12 protein-coding genes and 1 tRNA gene are annotated in these 18,915 nt (G+C 73.7%); 5 read left to right on the forward strand and 8 right to left on the reverse strand.

Annotation, left to right across the window (positions count from 1 at the left end):
- Window positions 1–404: 404 nt before the first annotated feature.
- Window positions 405–481: transfer RNA gene (locus tag ACYVG5_RS07475), tRNA-Ile, on the reverse strand.
- A 331-nt stretch (window positions 482–812) separates the two neighbouring features.
- Here ACYVG5_RS07475 and ACYVG5_RS07480 point away from each other — a divergent pair.
- From ACYVG5_RS07480 to ACYVG5_RS07490, 3 genes are all read left to right on the forward strand, one after another.
- Window positions 813–5,642: a LamG-like jellyroll fold domain-containing protein gene (locus ACYVG5_RS07480; RefSeq protein WP_222044512.1), complete on the forward strand. Its 4,830-nt coding sequence runs from the start codon at window positions 813–815 to the stop codon at window positions 5,640–5,642.
- The gene (locus tag ACYVG5_RS07485) at window positions 5,639–6,349 is read left to right on the forward strand and encodes a hypothetical protein (RefSeq protein ID WP_222044513.1); all 711 of its coding nucleotides are present in this window, start codon (window positions 5,639–5,641) and stop codon (window positions 6,347–6,349) included. Before ACYVG5_RS07480 ends, ACYVG5_RS07485 begins: the two co-directional genes overlap by 4 nt.
- 192 nt (window positions 6,350–6,541) lie before the next feature.
- Complete coding sequence (locus tag ACYVG5_RS07490) at window positions 6,542–7,249, forward strand: DUF3145 domain-containing protein (RefSeq protein ID WP_246629408.1); 708 nt, start codon at window positions 6,542–6,544, stop codon at window positions 7,247–7,249.
- A 65-nt stretch (window positions 7,250–7,314) separates the two neighbouring features.
- On the opposite strand, the gene ACYVG5_RS07495 is transcribed toward ACYVG5_RS07490, so the two are convergent.
- The 6 genes from ACYVG5_RS07495 to ACYVG5_RS07520 form a co-directional block, all read right to left on the reverse strand.
- Window positions 7,315–8,730 (reverse strand): acyl-CoA carboxylase subunit beta, encoded by a 1,416-nt coding sequence (locus ACYVG5_RS07495; RefSeq protein WP_460683070.1) that lies wholly within the window; start codon window positions 8,728–8,730, stop codon window positions 7,315–7,317.
- Window positions 8,731–8,778: 48 nt separating this feature from the next.
- A complete protein-coding gene (locus ACYVG5_RS07500) occupies window positions 8,779–10,020 on the reverse strand; it encodes a beta-ketoacyl-[acyl-carrier-protein] synthase family protein (RefSeq protein WP_222044518.1) in 1,242 nt (413 codons plus the stop codon).
- Window positions 10,021–10,137: 117 nt separating this feature from the next.
- On the reverse strand, window positions 10,138–10,380 hold the full coding sequence (locus ACYVG5_RS07505) for an acyl carrier protein (RefSeq protein WP_179651488.1): 243 nt from the start codon (window positions 10,378–10,380) through the stop codon (window positions 10,138–10,140).
- A 97-nt stretch (window positions 10,381–10,477) separates the two neighbouring features.
- Entirely contained in the window at window positions 10,478–11,446 is a 969-nt protein-coding gene (locus tag ACYVG5_RS07510; protein ID WP_222044519.1) for a beta-ketoacyl-ACP synthase III, read from the reverse strand.
- On the reverse strand, window positions 11,443–12,645 hold the full coding sequence (locus ACYVG5_RS07515) for an acyltransferase domain-containing protein (protein ID WP_222044521.1): 1,203 nt from the start codon (window positions 12,643–12,645) through the stop codon (window positions 11,443–11,445). Before ACYVG5_RS07515 ends, ACYVG5_RS07510 begins: the two co-directional genes overlap by 4 nt.
- 208 nt (window positions 12,646–12,853) lie before the next feature.
- Window positions 12,854–14,020: a PucR family transcriptional regulator gene (locus ACYVG5_RS07520; RefSeq protein ID WP_460683071.1), complete on the reverse strand. Its 1,167-nt coding sequence runs from the start codon at window positions 14,018–14,020 to the stop codon at window positions 12,854–12,856.
- A 114-nt stretch (window positions 14,021–14,134) separates the two neighbouring features.
- Here ACYVG5_RS07520 and ACYVG5_RS07525 point away from each other — a divergent pair, with 114 nt between their 5' ends.
- Entirely contained in the window at window positions 14,135–14,677 is a 543-nt protein-coding gene (locus ACYVG5_RS07525; protein WP_222044523.1) for a pirin family protein, read from the forward strand.
- Window positions 14,678–14,720: 43 nt separating this feature from the next.
- Window positions 14,721–15,926 (forward strand): M20 metallopeptidase family protein, encoded by a 1,206-nt coding sequence (locus tag ACYVG5_RS07530; RefSeq protein WP_222044526.1) that lies wholly within the window; start codon window positions 14,721–14,723, stop codon window positions 15,924–15,926.
- A 52-nt stretch (window positions 15,927–15,978) separates the two neighbouring features.
- Here the strand turns inward: ACYVG5_RS07530 and aceE are convergent, their stop codons facing one another.
- Window positions 15,979–18,792 (reverse strand): pyruvate dehydrogenase (acetyl-transferring), homodimeric type, encoded by a 2,814-nt coding sequence (gene aceE / locus ACYVG5_RS07535; protein WP_222044528.1) that lies wholly within the window; start codon window positions 18,790–18,792, stop codon window positions 15,979–15,981.
- Between the last annotated feature and the right edge of the window lie 123 nt (window positions 18,793–18,915).

Raw genomic sequence — 18,915 nt, forward strand, 5'->3', positions numbered from 1 at the left:
AAGGACAGCACGAAGCCGCAGCGTCGCGGCGGTCGGCTCGCTCCCCATAGCTCAAGGGTACGAGAGCCGCGCGGCACCGCTCTTGTCGAGATCCGCAGCTGGGTCGTCCAGGGCAGCGACTCGGCAGGCTCTGTGCTGGTCGGGCACTGCAGGACGAGATGCGCATAGGGCGCCGCGAAGTGGCCAATGGCCGTCTCCGGACAGCGAGGCCGGCCGGCTCGTGGCGGCGCTGCTCACCGGCCAACTCGGCGGACAAGCGCCACGGCGCTCCTCGCGGCGGGCGACCCGCGCCGCCTCGGCGGTCGCTTGATGGCCGGGCAGGTCGGTACGACCGATATCAGTCCCACCCTGTACGAGAGCTGTGCCAAACTCCTCGTGCGGGCCCCTTCCGGCATATGGCCTGGTGGTGGGGCGGGTGGGGCTCGAACCCACGACCCAGGGATTATGAGTCCCATGCTCTGACCGGCTGAGCTACCGCCCCGAACGCCTCCGACCGGGCGTCGGCGCGCCCGGTCCCGAGGCCACCCCGGGTGCTCCCGGCGTGCCCGCACAGCCTGCCATGCGGGGTCCCGGACGGTCCGGTCAGGAGGGTGGGCCGACCCTCCGGACGGGCCCCGGCATGCCGACGCTCGGTCGTCGCTCTCTGCGACCGTGTGGGTGACACGGTCACTCCCGGACCGGCCTCCAACGGGTGAATCTCAGCTCACAGACGCCGTTTGGTCACCCTGCGTCTTGACTCCTCCTCACGTTCCGTAGACGTTCTGCGCCGACCGACCTGCCGGACGGAGCCGACGCCACGCGTCGGAGCCGCCGTGACGTCGGCATTCGACAGCGGCGTCACGTCATCGGGAGACCACGGCATGGACCAGAACTCAACTACTCGGAAGAGCGCGTGCCGGAAGGCCGGCTCGGCCTCCATGGCCGGGCTCCTGACCGTGGGGGTCATCGCCTTCGGCGTGGCCGCCCCGGGGACGGCGGCCGCCGATACCCGGCCGGACGCCGGCACCCCCGCGACCGTCTCCGCCGACGCCCTGGGCACCGTCCAGGTCAACGGCGTCGTCTGGTCGATGGTCACCGTCGGCAACACGGTCTACGCGACCGGCAGCTTCACCAACGCCCGCCCGGCCGGCGCTCCCGCGGGCACGCAGACCACGCCCCGCGCCAACCTGGTCGCCTTCGACATCCGCACCGGTGAGCTGGTGACCGGCTTCGACCACACCCTCAACGGGCAGGGCCGCACGATCACCGCCTCGCCCGACGGCACCCGCATCTACGTCGGCGGCGACTTCACCACCGTCGACGGCGTCGCCCGCGGGCACGTCGCCGCCTTCGACGTCGCCACCGGCGCGCTGGTGCCCGGCTTCGCCCCGACCCTGAACCGCGCCGTCTACTCGCTGACGGCCACGGACTCCCTGGTCTACGCGGGCGGCAACTTCACCAGCGCCGGCGGCCAGAGCCGAACCCGGCTGGCCGCCTTCGACGCCGGCAACGGGTCGGTCACCCCCTGGGCGCCCACCGCCAACAACACCGTCCGCGGCATGGTGATCGACCCGACCGGGACCCGCGTCGTCTTCGGCGGCCAGTTCGACCAGGTCAACGGCGCGACGGCGATCGCCCTGGCGTCGGTCGACCTGTCCGGCGGGAACATGGACACCTGGGACTACGGCATCACCAACGCCGGTGACAACGGTGGCGTCTACAGCCTCAAGACCGACGGCGTGAACGCCTACGCGAACGTCTACGGCTTCGCCGTCGGCAACATCGAGGGCACGGTCGCGCTCAACCCGACGAACCTCGACCTCGTCTGGATGAACGACTGCCACGGCGACCCGTACGACACGTTCACCACCGGCGGGATCGTCTACCAGGCCGGGCACGCGCACGACTGCGAGACCTCCGGCAACTTCCCGGACCCCAACCCGCGCACGTGGAAGCGTGCGATCGCCATGACCGTGGAGACCACCGGCCTGCTCAAGGCGACCACGGACGTGCCGCGCTACGGCAGCTGGGAGGGGCGGCCGCACCCGTCGGTGCTGAACTGGTGGCCGACCATCCCGACCGGCAACGTCACCGGGCAGTACCAGGGCTCCTGGTCGGTCACCGGGGGTGGTGACTACGTCGTCTACGGCGGTGAGTTCAACTCGGTCAACGGTGGCGCGCAGCAGGGCCTCGTCCGCTTCGCCAACCCCGCGATCGCCCCCAACAAGCGCGGCCCGGAGTCGTCGGCGGGCGAGATGCGGCCCAACGCCACCTCCACCGTGGCCGGCCAGGTCACCGTTCGCTGGCAGTCGTCCTGGGACATGGACAACGAGAACCTGACCTACCGGGTCTTCCGCGGCAACGAGACCACCGCCGTCCACACGGTCACGGCCAAGTCGCAGTGGTGGGACCGCCCGCTGCTGGGCTTCACCGACACCCGTCCCGGCGGCTCCACCGCCACCTACCGCGTCGAGGTCAGCGACCCGCACGGGAACAAGGTCACCAGTTCCGCGTCCGGCGCGGTCACCGTCGCAGCCGAGACCAGCGCCTACGCCGACCGGGTGCTCACCGACGGCCCGTCGCAGTACTGGCGGCTGGGGGAGACCTCGGGCGCCACCGCCTACGACCACGTCGGGACGACGAACCTCACCGAGGGCGCCGGCATCTCCCGGGGCACCGCCGGTGCGGTCACCGGGGATGCCGCCGTCACCGCCGACGGCACCGCCGCAGGGCTGGCGGCGACCAGCGCCACCCTGTCGACCTCCGGCACCGCTTTCTCCGTCGAGGCTTGGGTGCGGACGGCGTCCACGGCGGGTGGCGTGATCGCCCAGTACGGGGAGTCACTGGCCGCGGACAACGTCGCGAACACCGACCGGGCGCTCTACGTCGACGCCGCCGGGCAGGTCTCTTTCGGCCTCTCCGCCCGCGGCGCGGACCGGGCGACCCGCTACACGACCGTGCGCAGTGCTGCACCGGTCAACGACGGGGAGTGGCACCACCTGGTGGCCACCGTCGGTGAGGGGGGCACCACCCTCTACGTGGACGGCGCCCAGGTCGCCACCGACGCCACGATGACGCGGGCCAACACCCGGGTGGGTCCGGCCTACTGGATGGTGGGCAGCGGCACCCTGGCCGGCGTCCCCGACGCCCCGGCGAGCTCGTCGCTGGCCGGTGCGATCGACGAGGTCGCCGTCTACCCGGCGACGCTCACCGCGGAGCAGGTGGCCGCGCACCACGCCGCCGCGAACGAGGTGGCACCGCCGCCGGTGAACGTGGCGCCCACCGCCGCCTTCACCGCCGCGGCCAGCGGGCTGGACGTCACCGTCGACGGGGCCTCCTCGGCCGACCCCGACGGCACCGTGGCCGCCCACTCCTGGAACTGGGGTGACGGCTCGCCCGCGGCGACCGGGGCGACCGCCACGCACACCTACGCCGAGGCCGGCACCTACACCGTCGAGCTGACGGTCACCGACGACGACGGGACGACGGCGACCACCGAGCAGGAGGTCACCGTGACCGCCCCGCCGACCGGCGTGCTGGCCAGCGACGCCTTCGACCGCACGGTCGCCGGCGGGCTGGGCGCCGCCGACGTGGGCGGCAGCTGGACGGTGGCCGCCGGTGGGTCGCGCCAGTCGGTGACCTCGGGCGTGGCCGAGCTGTCCCTGCCGCGGAGCGGGAACAACACCGGGTCCTACCTGGCCGACGTCTCGTCGACCAGCGCCGACATCCGGACGTCGTTCTCGCTGAGCTCGATGCCTACTGGCGCCGGCACCTACGTCTACGTGAACGGTCGCCGCGTCGGCGCCGGCGACGAGTACAAGGTGCGTGTCCGGGTGCTGGCCGACGGTCAGGTCGCCCTGGCCCTCGAGCGGCTGTCGGGCGGGGCGGAGGCCTGGCCGGGCGGTGAGGTGTTCGTGCCCGGGCTGACCTACACGCCGGGGAGCACGCTGAACATGCGGGTGCAGGTCTCCGGCGAGGGCACCACCGAGATCACCGGGAAGGTCTGGGCCGGGGACGCCGAGCCGGCCGACCCGCAGCTGGTCCGCACCGACACCACCGCCGGCCTGCAGGTGGCCGGCAGCGTGGGCCTGGCGGCCTACCGGCCCGGCAGCGCCACGGAGGCGACCGCCGTCCGGTTCGACGCCGTCAGCGTCGCCGCGGTGATGGCGACCGAGCCGGAGCCGCCGGTCGAGGAGCCGCCGGTGGAGGAGCCGCCGGTGGAGGAGCCGCCGGTGGAGGAGCCGCCGGCGGAGGCGGGCCAGCTGGCCCGGGACGCCTTCGACCGGACGGTGACCGACGGGCTGGGGGTCGCCGACGTCGGCGGTGAGTGGAGCGTGACCGCCGGTGCGAGCCGGCAGTCGGTGACCTCGGGCGTGGCCGAGCTGGCCCTGCCGCGCAGCGGAAACAACACCGGCTCGTACCTGGCCGGGGTGGCCTCCACCAGCACCGACATCCGGACGTCCTTCGCGCTCAGCGCGATGCCCGACGGCAACGGCACCTACGTCTACGTGAACGGTCGCCGCGTCGGCGCCGGCGACGAGTACAAGGTGCGCGTCCGGGTGTTGGCCGACGGCCAGGTGGCACTGGCCTTCGAGCGGCTGTCGGGCGGGGCGGAGGCCTGGCCGGGCGGTGAGGTGTTCGTGCCCGGGCTGACCTACACGGCGGGTGACACGCTCAACGTGCGGGTGCAGGTCTCCGGCGAGGGCACCACCGAGATCACCGGGAAGGTGTGGACCGGGGACGCCGAGCCGGCCGACCCGCAGCTGGTCCGCACCGACACCACCGAAGGGCTGCAGGCGCCGGGTGCGGTGGGCCTGTCCGCCTACCGTCCCAGCAGCGTCACCACGGCCAACGTCGTCCGGATCGGCGGCTTCACCGTCGCCGAGGTGGCGGCCGGCGAGGAGCCGCCGGTCGAGGAGCCCCCGGTCGAGGAGCCCCCGGTCGAGGAGCCCCCGGTCGAGGAGCCGCCGGTCGAGGAGCCTCAGGTGGAGGAGCCCCCGGCCGAGCAGCCGCCGGCCGAGGAGGGCCAGCTGGCCCGGGACGCCTTCGACCGGACGGTGACCGACGGGCTGGGCGTCGCCGACGTCGGCGGTGAGTGGAGCGTGGCCGCCGGTGCGAGCCGGCAGTCGGTGACCTCGGGCGTGGCCGAGCTGGCCCTGCCGCGGACGGGGAACAACACCGGCTCGTACCTGGCCGGGGTGTCCTCGAGCAACACCGACGTGCGGACGTCGTTCTCGCTGAGCGAGATGCCGACCGGTGCGGGCACCTACGTGTACGTCTCCGGCCGCCGGGTGAGCGACGGCAACGAGTACCGGGTGCGGGTCCGGGTGCTGGCCGACGGCCAGGTCGCCCTGACGCTGTCCCGCCTGGCGGACGGGGCGGAGGCCTGGCCCGGGGGTGAGCTGATCGTGCCCGGACTGACCTACACGGCGGGCGGCACGCTCAACGTCCGGGTGCAGGTCTCCGGCGAGGGCACCACCGAGATCACCGGGAAGGTGTGGACCGGGGACGCCGAGCCGGCCGACCCGCAGCTGGTCCGCACCGACACCACCGCCGGCCTGCAGGCAGCCGGTGGCGTGGGGCTGGCGGCCTACCGGCCGGGCAGCAACACCGTCGCCACCGCCGTCCGGTTCACCGCCTTCGACGTCCGGACCGGCGCGTGAGCCGCCCGGAGGGGCCCCGGCGGAGCCGCTCGACGCTGCTCCGCCGGGGGGTCCCGGCGCTGGTCGCGCTGCTGCTGGCCGCCCTGCTGGTCCTGGTCCTCGACCTGGGCGGGGACGACGGCGAGCGCGGTGCGACGGCCGCCCCGGCCACCGCGACGGCACCCGCCACCGCACCGGCCGAGGACCCCTCGGGGGCGGGGGAGGCGGAGGCCACACCGACCGAGCCGCCCGCGCCGGCCACCGAGCTGCTCGCGGCGCCGGTGGTGGTGCGGGAAGGCGTGCCCTCCTCGGCGCGCACGGTGTCGGTCGCCCCGGCGGCGTTCACCGCTCCGGCCGCGTGGTCCGACGGTGCCTCGGTCCGGGTCACCGAGGCCCGCCAGCAGGTCAGCGGCGGGCAGGGCCCGGGCGCCCTGGCCGGGCAGCCGCAGACGGTGTTCACGCTGGAGGTCACCAACGGTTCCACGGCGCCGCTGGACCTCAACGGCGTGGTGGTGCAGGCGACCTACGGCGCGGGGACGACGCAGGCCAGCCCGCTCTACGACGGCGGGACGACGGACTTCAGCGGCACCCTCGAGCCCGGTGCCACCGCCACCGCCGTCTACTCCTTCGCCATCCCCGCCGACGAGCTGGGAGAGGTGAGCCTGTCGGTGGACGTCGACGGCCTCCGCTTCCCGGCCGCCTTCACCGGCAGCGTCCCGGCGAACTGAACCAGGGCCCGTGTCCGCCCGCTGACCCGGGCGGACACGGAACCCGCGAGAACGGCCCCCGGTCGGCGGGCGCTCCCTTCGGGGAGCGTCCCGCCGGCCGGGGGCCGTCGGCGTCGGGAGGGTCGGTGCCGGCGGCTTCGGAACGGTGCACCGACCTGCAGGGACCCGAAGATTGGACGTTCCGGGTGGGCGATGACCAACGCGGGCGGCGGACCTGCGAGATCATCCGGCATCGCTGGACGACTCGGGTCCCAGGCGTCCCATCTGCACCGTTCCGCACTGGCGCGACGCCGGACCGGTCGGGCAGACTGGTGCGCGGTACCAGAGCAAGCGAGACACGCCACCGCACGACAGGTCCGTTGGGGAAGACGAGACCAGTCGAGTCGATGGAGGTGCCCCGTGCAGCGACGGTCTACCCAGGGTGTGGTCTTCGTGCACGCATGCCCGAAGGCCCTCTGCCAGCACGTCGAATGGGCGCTCGAGCGCGTCGTCGGCGGGCCGGTTTCTTTGACGTGGACGGAACAGTCCGCAGCGCACGGTTCCTACCGTGCGGAGGTGGCGTGGACCGGTGTTCCCGGTACCGGTGCCAAGCTCGTTGCTGCCCTCAAGGCGTGGCCGATGCTGCGCTTCGAGGTCACCGAGGAGCCCAGCCAGGGCGCCGACGGCGAGCGCATGGCCTACGTTCCCGGCCACGGCGTCTTCCGTGCTGCCACGAGCGCGAACGGCGACCTCATCGTCACCGAGCAGCAGTTGCGGCACCTGGCGGCCACGGCCACCTCGCCGGAGGCGTTCCGGCACGGCGTCGACGTCCTGCTCGGGGCGCCCTGGGACGCCGACCTCGAGGCCTACCGGTACGCCGGCGACAGCACGCCGGCCACCTGGCTGCACCAGGTGGTGTGAGCCCCAGGACGGGGTTCTCCAACGGCCCGGCATCCCGAGAGGGTGCCGGGCCGCTGGGTGTCTCCCTAGAGCGGGATGTTGCCGTGCGCTCCCCGTCCGGACGGCGCCTCGGCCAGGGCGGCCACCAGCCGCCGCTTGGTCTCCTGCGGGGTCACGACGTCGTCGACGACGCCGATCTCCCGCGCCCGGTTCACCCCGCCGGCGATCCGCTCGTGTTCCGCGGCCAGCTCCGCGTGCAGCGCCTCCCGCTCACCGGGCGGGGCGGCGGCCAGCTTCTTGCGGTGCAGGATGCCGACGGCGGCCTTGGCGCCCATGACCGCGACCTCGGCGCCGGGCCAGGCGAACACCGCCGTGGCGCCCAGTGAACGGGAGTTCATCGCGATGTAGGCCCCGCCGTAGGACTTGCGGGTCACCAGCGTCACTCGCGGCACGACGGCCTCCGCGAAGGCGTGCAGGAGTTTGGCGCCGCGCCGCACCACGCCGTCCCACTCCTGCCCGACGCCGGGAAGGTATCCGGGCACGTCGACCAGCACGACCAGCGGCACCCCGAAGGCGTCGCACATGCGCACGAACCGGGCCGCCTTCTCCGCCGACGCGGAGTCCAGGCAGCCCCCCAGCCGCAGCGGGTTGTTGGCGACCACCCCGACGGTGCGGCCGGAGAGCCGCCCCAGCGTGGTGACCACGTTCGGCGCGAAACGCGGGTGCATCTCCAGGCCCGGCTGGTCGAGCAGGGCGGCGACCAGCGGCTTGACGTCGTAGGCCCGGTTCGGCCGCTCGGGCATCAGCGCCTCGAGGTCGACGTCCGGGGTGTCGTCCGGTGCGGCGAGGGTGCCCTGCGCGGCGAGCAGGTCGACCGCCTGGCGAGCGGTGGCGAGCGCATCGGCCTCGCTGTCGGTGACCACGTGGACGACGCCGGAGCGGCGGCCGTGGGTGTCGGGGCCGCCGAGGCTCTCCATGTCGACGTTCTCACCGGTCACCGACCGGACGACGTCGGGACCGGTGACGAAGACCCGGCCGGCCGGGCTCATGATCACCAGGTCGGTGAGCGCCGGGCCGTAGGCCGCGCCGCCGGCGGCCGGGCCCAGGACGACGGAGATCTGCGGGATCCGCCCGGAGGCGCGCACCATCGCGGCGAAGACCTCGCCGACCGCGTGCAGGGCGGTGACGCCCTCGGCGAGCCGGGCGCCGCCGGAGTGCCAGATGCCCACGACGGGGACCCGCTCGCGCAGCGCGACGTCCATGGCGTCGACGATGTGCCGGCAGCCGTCGACCCCCATCGCACCACCCATGACCGTGGCGTCGGTGCAGAAGGCCACCGCGGACGAGCCGGCGACCGTGCCCCGCCCGGCGAGCACGCCGGAGGTGTCCCGGGCGGCCAGCAGCTGCAGCGAGCCGGGGTCGAAGAACGCCGCCAGCCGGGCCTCGGGGTCCCGGGGGTCGGCCGTCGGCGTGGTGGGGGGCGCGGCATGGAGCGTCGTCACGGGCATCTCCGTCTTCGGGGCTCCGGCGGGATGCGGGAGCCGGCTGCCTCAAGCAGTGGTGAACACCAGGGCCATGTTGTGGCCGCCGAAGCCGAAGGAGTCGTTCAGCGCGGCGGAGAAGGACGCCTTCCGCGGTTCGCGGCGGACGATGTCGAGGGCCTGGACGGCGGCATGGTCGTCGGGGTCGTCGAGGTTGGCGGTGGCCGGCACCAGCTGGTCGCGCAGCGCCAGGATGGTGAAGACCGACTCGAGGGCGCCGGCGGCGCCGAGCAGGTGCCCGGTCGACCCCTTGGTGGCGGTGACCAGGGTGTGCTCGCCGATGGTGCCGTGGATGGCCATGGCCTCGGCGGTGTCACCGATCGGGGTGGAGGTGGCGTGCGCATTGACGTGGCCGATGTCGGCGGGGGTGAGCCCGGCGTCGCGGATCGCGGCGACCATCGCCCGGGCACCGCCGGCACCCTCGGGGTGCGGGGCGACCAGGTCGTAGCCGTCGGCGGTGGCCCCGGCGCCGGCGAGCCGGGCGTGGACCTTCGCACCCCGGGCCCGCGCGGAGTCGGCGCGTTCCAGCACCAGACAGGCCGCCCCCTCGGCCAGCACGAACCCGTCCCGGCCCTTGTCGAACGGGCGGGAGGCGCGCTGGGGCTCGTCGTTACGGGTGCTCATCGCACGCATCGCGGCGAAACCGGCCATCGGCAGCGGGTGGACGCAGGCCTCGGTGCCCCCGACCAGCACCATGTCGGCGCGGTCGAGGCGGAGCAGATCCAGGCCCCAGCGGATCGCCTCGGCGCCCGACGCGCAGGCGCTGACCGGGGCGTGGACGCCGGCACGGGCGCCGACGGCCAGCCCGACCGCGGCGGCCGGACCGTTCGGCATGAGCATCGGGATGGTGTGCGGGGAGACCCGCCGGGGCCCCTTGGCCTCGAGGATGTCGTCCTGGTCGAGCAGGGTGAGCGCCCCGCCGATGCCGGTGCCGACGACGACGGCGACACGCTCGGGGTCGACCCCCGCATCGGCACCCCCGGCGTCCCGCCAGGCCTCCTCCGCGGCGATCACCGCGACCTGCTGGCTGCGGTCCAGCCGGCGGGCTCGCACCCGGTCGATCTGCTCGGCCGGGTCGACGGCCAACCGGGCGACCAGCTGGGCCGGGAATTCCTGGGCCCAGTCGTCGGTGAGGCGGCTCACCCCGGACCGGCCGGCCAGCAGCGCCTCCCAGGTGGAGGCGACGTCGCCACCGAGGGGCGTGGTGGCGCCCATCCCGGTGACGACGACGTCGGCGGTGGACGTGCTCATGGACGTTCCTCCTGGGATTGACTGGCCGGACGGCCGGGGGGACTTACCGGAACGGCCCCGCTGCAGGGTCCCGCTGCGAGCTTGCGAGCGGTGGGGAGCAGTGGGGTCCTTCTACTGTTACTGGTTCTTCTCGATGTAGGAGATGGCGTCACCGACGGTCTTGATGTTGCCGAGCTCGTCGTCGGGGATGGCGACACCGAACTTGTCCTCGACGGCGGTGGCGATCTCGACCATCGACAGCGAGTCGACGTCGAGGTCGTCGGTGAAGGACTTCTCGGGGGAGACGTCGGCGGGGGCGACCCCGGCGACCTCCTCGAGGATCTCGGCCACGCCGGTCTGGATCTCCTGGGTGCTGCTCACGGGCGGTCCTCTCTCGAAGGCGATGCAGCGGGCCGGGTCGGCCCACCGCGTCGTCCGGGACGTTCGTCCCGGCGGTATGGGTCGTGCGGTGGTGCGGTCAGGGCAGTTGCAGGACCTGGCCGGCGAAGGTGAGCCCGGCGCCGTAGCCGAGCACCAGTGCGGTGTCGCCGCTCTTCGCTTCGCCGGACTCGATCAGCGCGGTCAGCGCCAGCGGTACGGAGGCCGCCGACGTGTTGCCGGACTGGACGATGTCCCGGGCGATGACCGTCGATTCGGGGAGACCGAGCTTCTTGGCCATCGACTCGATGATCCGGAGGTTGGCCTGGTGCGGGGCGAAGACGTCGATGTCCTGCGGTCCGACGCCGGCCCGTTCCATCGCGGCGAACAGCGTCTCGGTGAGCTTCGTGGTCGCCCAGCGGTAGACCGCCTGGCCGGCCATGGTCATGTGCGGCAGACCCTCGGGGATGGAGATGGCGGTGTGCTGGTCGCCGTCGCTGCCCCACACCACCGGGCCGATGCCCGGCTCGTCGGAGGCGCCGATGACCATCGCCCCGGCTCCGTCGGCGAAGATCACGGCGGTGCCGCGATCGGTCAGGTCGGTGACGTCGGTGAGCCGCTCGACGCCGATGATCAACGCGTTGACCGCGGAGCCGGCCCGGATGGCGTCGACGGCCACCCCGAGGGCGTAGCAGAAGCCGGCGCACCCGGCGTTGAGGTCGAAGGCGCCGGGGCGGTTCACGCCGAGCCGGTGGGCGACCAGCGGACCCATGCCGGGGATCGGCTTGCGCAGGCTGGCGCTGGCCACGATCACCAGGTCGACGGCGTCGGGGGCCAGCCCGCTGGCGGCCAGCGCCTTGCCACCGGCGGCCACGGCCATCTCGACGAGCGTCTCGTCGGGCTCGGCCCAGCGGCGCTCGGCGATGCCGACCCGGCTCTGGATCCATTCGTCGTTGGTGTCCATCGTCTGGGCCAGCTCGTCGTTGGTGACCCGCCGGCGCGGGCGGTATGCCCCCAGGCCGAGGACACGGGCGCCCGCGGCGCCCTGCTGGATGCGTAGCGAAGTCACGCGGAGACCTCCGGGTAGAGACGGGCCAGTGGATCACCGGCATCGACGAGATCGCCCTCGTGCACCAGCCACTCGGCGAGCACGCCGTCGTAGCCGGCGGAGACGTTGACCTCCTCGCGGCGGCTGCGGACGCAGCCCAGCGGGGTGCCGGCGGGCAGGTGGGTGCCCTCGGCGACCTCGGCGGGGCTGACGGTGCCGCGCACGGGAGAGACGACCACGCGCCAGTCGGGCTGGTGCTCGGCCTCCGACCGGCTGCGCTCGGCGGTGATGAGCTCGCGGGCACGGTCGAGGTCGGCGGGGCCGGCCAGGGCCAGCAGTTCGATGTCGGAGCCCTTCCACTCGCGCTTGGCCAGCCCGGCCAGCGCGCCGGCCGGCGGCAGCTCGAGCACTGCGGTCACGCCGAGGTCGCGCAGGGTGGCCAGGCAGGCGTCGAAGCGGACCGGGTTGGTGACCTGGCTGACCAGCCGGGACAGCACCTCGGTGCCGGTGTCGACCGCGGCGCCGTCGGCGTTGGACAGCAGCAGCCGGCTGGGGTCGGCCGGGTGCAACCCGTCGACCAGGGCTTCCAGCTCGGCCCGGGCGGTGGCCATGTACTCGGTGTGGAAGGCGCCGGCCACCGACAGCGGCATGATCCGTGCCTTGGCCGGCGGGTCGGCCTTGAGCGCGGCCAGCGCGTCGAGTGCCCCGGCGGCGACGACCTGCCCGCCGCCGTTCCGGTTGGCCGGGACCAGCCCGTGGCGCTCGATCGCGGCCAGCACCTCGTCGGGGTCACCGCCCAGGACGGCGGACATCCCGGTAGGCGTCCGTTCGCAGGAGCGGGCCATCGCCCGGCCGCGGACGGCGGTGAGCGCGATCGCCGCCTCCACCGACAGCACCCCGGCCAGCGCAGCGGCGGTGAGCTCGCCGACGCTGTGGCCGGCGATGACGACGTCGCGGCCGGCGTGCGGGCTGTGCGCGACGGGGCCGGGTAGGCCACCCAGCTCCCGCGCGATGAACAGGCTCATCGCGACGACGAGTGGCTGGGTGACCGCGGTGTCCTTGATGGCCTCCGCGTCACCGGCCGTGCCGAGTTCGAGGAGATCGGCGTCGGCGATGGCGCCGGCCCAGCGGAAGAAGGGCTCGGCGCCGGGCAGCTCCAGCCAGGGGGTCAGCATTCCGGGCTTCTGGGCACCCTGTCCGGGGGCGAGGACGGCCAGCACTCGTTCACCGTGCCAGTCCCGGCCGGGTTCCGCGCCGCAGACGGGAACGAAAGATCAGCACACCTTTTTGGAGGATCCCTCTAAAGCGAGGCCAGTCAACCGGAGATCCGGCCGCGTGTCGGTGGCGGAGCCCACAACGACCGGGCGTGGGAACCCACAATGACACCCACACATGGCACCCGGCCGTTGCGGGCCCGCCGGGTGCCGGTCAGTGCCACAGCGACCGGTCGACCTCCAGTTCGGTGAGGGCCAGCGCGAGCTGCAGGGTCCAGCTGCCGCGAGGGTCGGTCAGGGAGTAGCCGGTCAGCTCGGTGACGCGCTTGAGCCGGTACCGAACGGTGTTGGTGTGCACGAACAGCGCCCGGGCGCTGGCCTCGAGGTTGCCGCCGTTGCCCAGCACCACCCGCACCGTCTCCAGCACCTCGGCCCCCGCCGACTGCAGTGGCACGGCGACGCGCTCGGTGAGCGCGGTGCGCGCCGCCGGGTCGCCGGCCAGGGCGCGCTCGGGCAGCAGGTCGTCGGCGGCGACCGGGCGGGGCGCCTCGGGCCAGGCGGCGGCCGCGCGCAGGCCGGCCAGGGCGGCGGTCGCCGACTCGCCGGCCTGGGCGAGCGACTCCACCCGGGGACCGCGCACCACCGGGCCCGGGCCGAACTCGCGGCTCACCCGGTCGGCGACCTCCTCCAGCCCGGTCACCCCGCCCAGGACGACGACGAGCTTGTCGGCGTGCACCCCGACGAGCACCTCGCTGCGCTGCGACCGGGCGGCACGGCGGACGGCGGCGCGCTGGTCGTCCACCCCGGCCGGGGCCGCGCCGACCAGCACGAGTACCGGGCCGGTGGTCGCCCAGCCCAGCGCCGCGGCCCGCCCGGGGAGCTCGTCGGACCGCTCACCACGGACGAGCGCGTCGACGACGAGGGCCTCCAGTCGGGCGTCCCAGGCGCCCCGGCTCTCGGCGAAGCTGGCGTAGACGTGCGCGGTGGCGAACGCGACCTCTCGGCTGTACTGCAGCACCGCCAGCCGCAGCTGCTCGGCGTCGCCGGGTTCGGCGACCTGCTCCACCCGGTCCTCGACCACCTCGACGGTGACCTTGATGAGGTCGACGGTCTGCTTGAGCGGAACGGCGCGCACCAGCTCGCGGGGGGCTGCGCCGAACACCTCGCCGGTGAGCCGCGGCGGGCGGCCGGGGTTGCGGCACCACTCGACCATCGAGGCGACGCCGGCCTGCGCCACGAGCGTCACCCACGAGCGCTGCGCGGCGGGCATGGCGCGGAACCACGGCAGCTCCTCGTCCATCCGGGCGACCGCCTGGGTGGCCAGTGCGCTGGAGGCGCGCTCGAGCCGGCTCAGCGTGGCCGCCGAGGGCTGTGCCCTCACCGGCCGTCTCCCGCGGTCTCCACGCGCCCAGCGTGTCACGCGGGCCGGGGTCGGGGATGGTGGAGCGGTGTCCGCACCCCGACCCGCCGCCGCACCGGCGCAGGAGGTGACGCAGTGATACCTCCCGACTCCCGGCTCCTGCTCGAGCCCGTCGACGGCTCGGCGGGCCCGCTGCTGAGACTGGCCGACGACCGGCTGACCCCGGGTCAGGGCTACGGCGGGCACGCCCACCGCGACGTCGATGTCGTCGCCCTCGTGCTGCGCGGCTCGCTCACCCACCGCTGGCAGCGGGGCGCGGTGCTGGGGGCCGGCGACGTGGGCGTGCTGCGTGCCGGGGCCGGGCTGGCCCACGACGAGGTCGCCGGGGACGACGGGGCGCACGTCGTCCAGGCGTACCTGCGGGCCGCCGATCCCGGCGCGCCGCCGGCATACGACGTCCGCGCGGCCCCGGCGGGCTGGGTGGACCTCGGCCGGGCCGACGCGCGGCTGTGGCTGGCCGTCCTGGGCGCGGCGGAGGAGGTCACCCCGCCGCCGGGGCTGTGGGTGGTCTGCCGCGAGGGTGCGGTCACCGCCGGACCCGGCGACGGGTCGGTCACCGGGCCGGCCACGGTCTGCGTGTGGCAGCTCGACCCGGCCCGCCCGGCCTGGGCAGACTGACCGGCTCCTGTCGCGGTGCTGAGCACTGCTACAGACTGGTCGCATGCCGAACGCTGTCGCTGAGCTTCTCGCCGCTGCCCGTGCCGATGCTGATCGGACCGTCGACCTGCGGCGCCGGCTGCACCGCTTCCCGGAGATCGGGCTGCAGCTGCCGCGTACGCAGGCCACCGTGCTGGAGGCCCTGGCCGAGCTGCCGATCGAGGTGGCCACCGGCACGAGCACGACCTCGGTGGTCGGTGTGCTGCGCGGTGGCCGCCCCGGGCCGACGTACCTGCTGCGCGCCGACATGGACGGCCTGCCGGTGCACGAGGACACCGGGCTGCCGTTCGCCTCGGAGGTCCCCGGCGCGATGCACGCCTGTGGGCACGACACCCACGTGGCCATGCTCGTCGGCGCCGCCCGACTGCTCGCCGAGCGCCGCGACTCCCTGGCGGGCCAGGTCGTGTTCATGCTGCAGCCGGGTGAGGAGGGCTTCCACGGCGCCCGCTACATGCTCGAGGAGGGGCTGCTCGACGCCGTCCCGGAGGCCCCGGTGAGCGGCGCGTTCGCGCTGCACATCTCCACGATGTGGCGCACCGGCACGATCAACGTCCGGCCCGGGCCGATGATGGCCGCGGGTGACATCTTCCGGATCACGCTGCGCGGCCGGGGCGGGCACGCCTCCACGCCGCACCTGGCCGCGGACCCGGTGCCGGTCGCCGCCGAGATCGTGCTGGCCCTGCAGTCGATGGTGACCCGCCGGGTGGGCGTCTTCGACCCGGCGGTGGTCACGGTCGGGCACATCACCGCGGGGACGACGAACAACATCATCCCGGAGACCGCCGTCCTGGAGGGCACCATCCGCACCCTGTCGGCGCAGCAGCGGGCCGCGACCATGGATTCCGTCGAGCGGGTGGCGACCCATGTCGCCGCCGCGCACGAGCTCACCGTCGAGTTCACCCGCGAGGAGGGCTACCCGGTGACGGTCAACGACCCGGCGGTCGCGGCCCAGGTGTCCGCGACCGCGGCGACGCTGCTGGGCGAGGAGGCCAGTGCCGTGATGCCCGAGCCGCTGATGGGCGCCGAGGACTTCTCCTACGTGCTGGAGCGGGTGCCCGGGGCGATGGCGTTCCTGGGCGCCTGCCCGCCGGACCTGGACCCAGGGGCCGCGCCGGGCAACCACTCCAACCTCGTCGTGTTCGACGAGGCCGCGCTGCCGGCCGGAGTGGCCCTCTACACCCGGATGGCGCTGCAGGCCCTCGCCGGCTGAACGCGGAACGGCCCGTCTCCCCGAGGGGAGACGGGCCGCTGGTTCCGGACGGCTAGGCCGCCGGCTGCTGGTCCGGGTCGGTGGTGGTGTCCTCCGGGGCCGCCTGGACGCTCGCGATCTGGTACTTCTCCACGGCGTCGCGGACGACGGAGCGCTCGACCTCCCCGCGGTTGGCCAGCTGCGCCAGCGTCTTGACGACGATCGACTCGGCGTCGATCCGGAAGTGCCGCCGCAGCGCAGGGCGGGTGTCGGACAGGCCGAACCCGTCGGTGCCCAGCGACGCGAGGCCGCCGGGGACGTAGGGCGCGAGCAGGTCGGGGACCGCCTTCATCCAGTCCGACACGGCGACCACCGGGCCGGGAGCGTCCTGGAGCGACTGGGTGACGTAGGGCACCTTCTGCTCCTCTGCCGGGTTCAGCAGGTTCCACTCGTCGGCCTCGACGGCCTCCCGGCGCAGCTCGGTCCACGAGGTCACCGACCAGACGTCCGCCGACACCCCCCAGTCCTGGGCGAGCAGCTCCTGCGCCCGCAGCGCCCACGGCACCGCGACACCCGACGCCAGCACCTGCGCCTTGTGGCCACCCTCGACCGCGGGGCCCTGGGCGTAGCGGTACATCCCGGCGAGCAGCCCGGCCACGTCGAGGCCCTCGGGCTCGGCCGGCTGCACGTAGGGCTCGTTGTAGATCGTCAGGTAGTACATGACGTCGGCGCTCCGGTGCCCGCCGAGCGGGGCACCCGGGTCCTCGCCGTACATCCGGCGCAGGGCGTCCTTGGTGATGTGCCCGACCTCGAAGGAGAACGCCGGGTCGTAGGCCACCACGGCCGGGTTGGTCGCGGCCAGCAGCAGCGAGTGGCCGTCCTCGTGCTGCAGCCCTTCGCCGTTGAGGGTGGTGCGGCCGGCGGTCGCCCCCAGCAGGAACCCGCGGGTCATCTGGTCGGCGGCGGCCCAGAAGGAGTCACCGGTCCGCTGGAAGCCGAACATCGAGTAGAAGATGTAGATCGGGATCATGGCCTCGCCGTGGGTGGCGTAGGACGTGCCCGCCGCGATGAACGACGCCGCGGAGCCGGCCTCGTTGATCCCCTCGTGCAGGATCTGGCCGCTCTCGGACTCCTTGTAGGTGAGCATCAGCTCGCGGTCGACCGACGTGTACTTCTGGCCGGCCGGGTTGTAGATCTTCTTCGTCGGGAAGAGGGAGTCCAGCCCGAAGGTGCGGGCCTCGTCCGGAATGATCGGTACGAAGCGCGGGCTGAGCTCCTCGTCCTTCATCAGCTCCTTGAGCAGCCGGACGAACGCCATCGTGGTGGCGACCTCCTGCTTGCCCGAGCCCCGGCGCAGCACCTCGAACGCCTTGTCGTCGGGGGTCTTGAGCGGCTTGGCCGCCACCCGCCGCCGGGGGATGGGGCCACCCAGCTGACGCCGCCGCTCGAGCATGTACTGCATCTCGTCGGAGTCCTGGGCGGGCTTGTAGTACGGCGGGAGGGTCTTGTCCAGCTCCTCGTCCGGGATCGGGATGTAGAGCCGGTCGCGGAACGTCGCCAGGTCCTCGGCGGTCAGCTTCTTCATCTGGTGCGTGGAGTTGCGGCCCTCGAAGTGGCTGCCCAACGTCCAGCCCTTGATGGTCTTGGCGAGGATGACCGTCGGCTGACCCTTGTGCTCCTGGGCGGCCTTGAACGCCGCGTAGACCTTGCGGTAGTCGTGCCCGCCGCGCTGGAGGTCCCAGACCTCCTTGTCGCTCATCCCCTCGACGAGCTTGCGGGTGCGCGGATCGCGGCCGAAGAAGTGCTCGCGGACGTAGGCGCCGTCCTCGGCCTTGTAGGTCTGGTAGTCCCCGTCGGGGGTCTGGTTCATCAGGTTGACCAGGGCGCCGTCCCGGTCGGCGGCCAGCAGCCTGTCCCAGCCGCGGCCCCAGACGACCTTGATGACGTTCCAGCCCGCGCCGCGGAAGATCGACTCCATCTCCTGGATGATCTTGCCGTTGCCCCGGACCGGGCCGTCGAGGCGCTGCAGGTTGCAGTTGATGACGAAGGTGAGGTTGTCCAGCTCCTCGCGGGCCGCCAGACCGATCGGCCCGATCGACTCGGGCTCGTCCATCTCGCCGTCGCCGAGGAACGCCCAGACGTGCTGGTCGGAGGTGTCGGCGATGCCACGGGCGTGCAGGTAGCGGTTGAACCGCGCCTGGTAGATCGCGTTCATCGGGCCCAGGCCCATGGAGACGGTCGGGAACTCCCAGAAGTCCGGCATCAGCCGGGGGTGGGGGTAGGACGACAGCCCGCCACCGGGGTGGCTGACCTCCTGGCGGAACCCGTCGAGCTGGTGCTCGTCGAGCCGGCCCTCGAGGTAGGCGCGGGCGTAGATGCCGGGGGAGGCGTGCCCCTGGAAGTAGATCTGGTCGCCGCCGCCGGGGTGGTCCTTGCCGCGGAAGAAGTGGTTGAAGCCGACCTCGTAGAGGGAGGCGGAGGACGCGTAGGAGGAGATGTGGCCGCCGACCGCGATGCCCGGGCGCTGCGCCCGGTGGACCATGATCGCGGCGTTCCAGCGGATGTAGGCCCGGATCCGGCGCTCGACGTCCTCGTCACCGGGGAACCACGGCTCCCGCTCCGGCGGGATCGTGTTGAGGTAGTCGGTGCTGCGCAGCGCGGGGACGCCGACCTGCTGCTCCCGGCTGCGCTCCAGCATCCGCAGCATCAGGTAGCGCGCCCGGTCCCGGCCGGCGTGATCGACGACCGCGTCGAGCGATTCGAGCCACTCGTGGGTCTCGTCGGGGTCGATGTCGGGCAGTTGACTCGGCAGGCCGTCGGTGATGACCGCGCGGGGGGTGCCTGTGTTGCGGGCGGGGTCGCCGTCCGACTGCTGCGTTGCGCTCATGACCACATCGTCTCGCGAACAGGCCCCGTCCGTCACCTGACCCCGCCGTCCCGCCCCGAGGACCGTGGTGATCAGGCGTTCCCGGGGCGGTGGGACCGCGGCCGGGCGGCCGGTTCCCCGGCG

This window comes from Modestobacter lapidis (assembly GCF_054780755.1).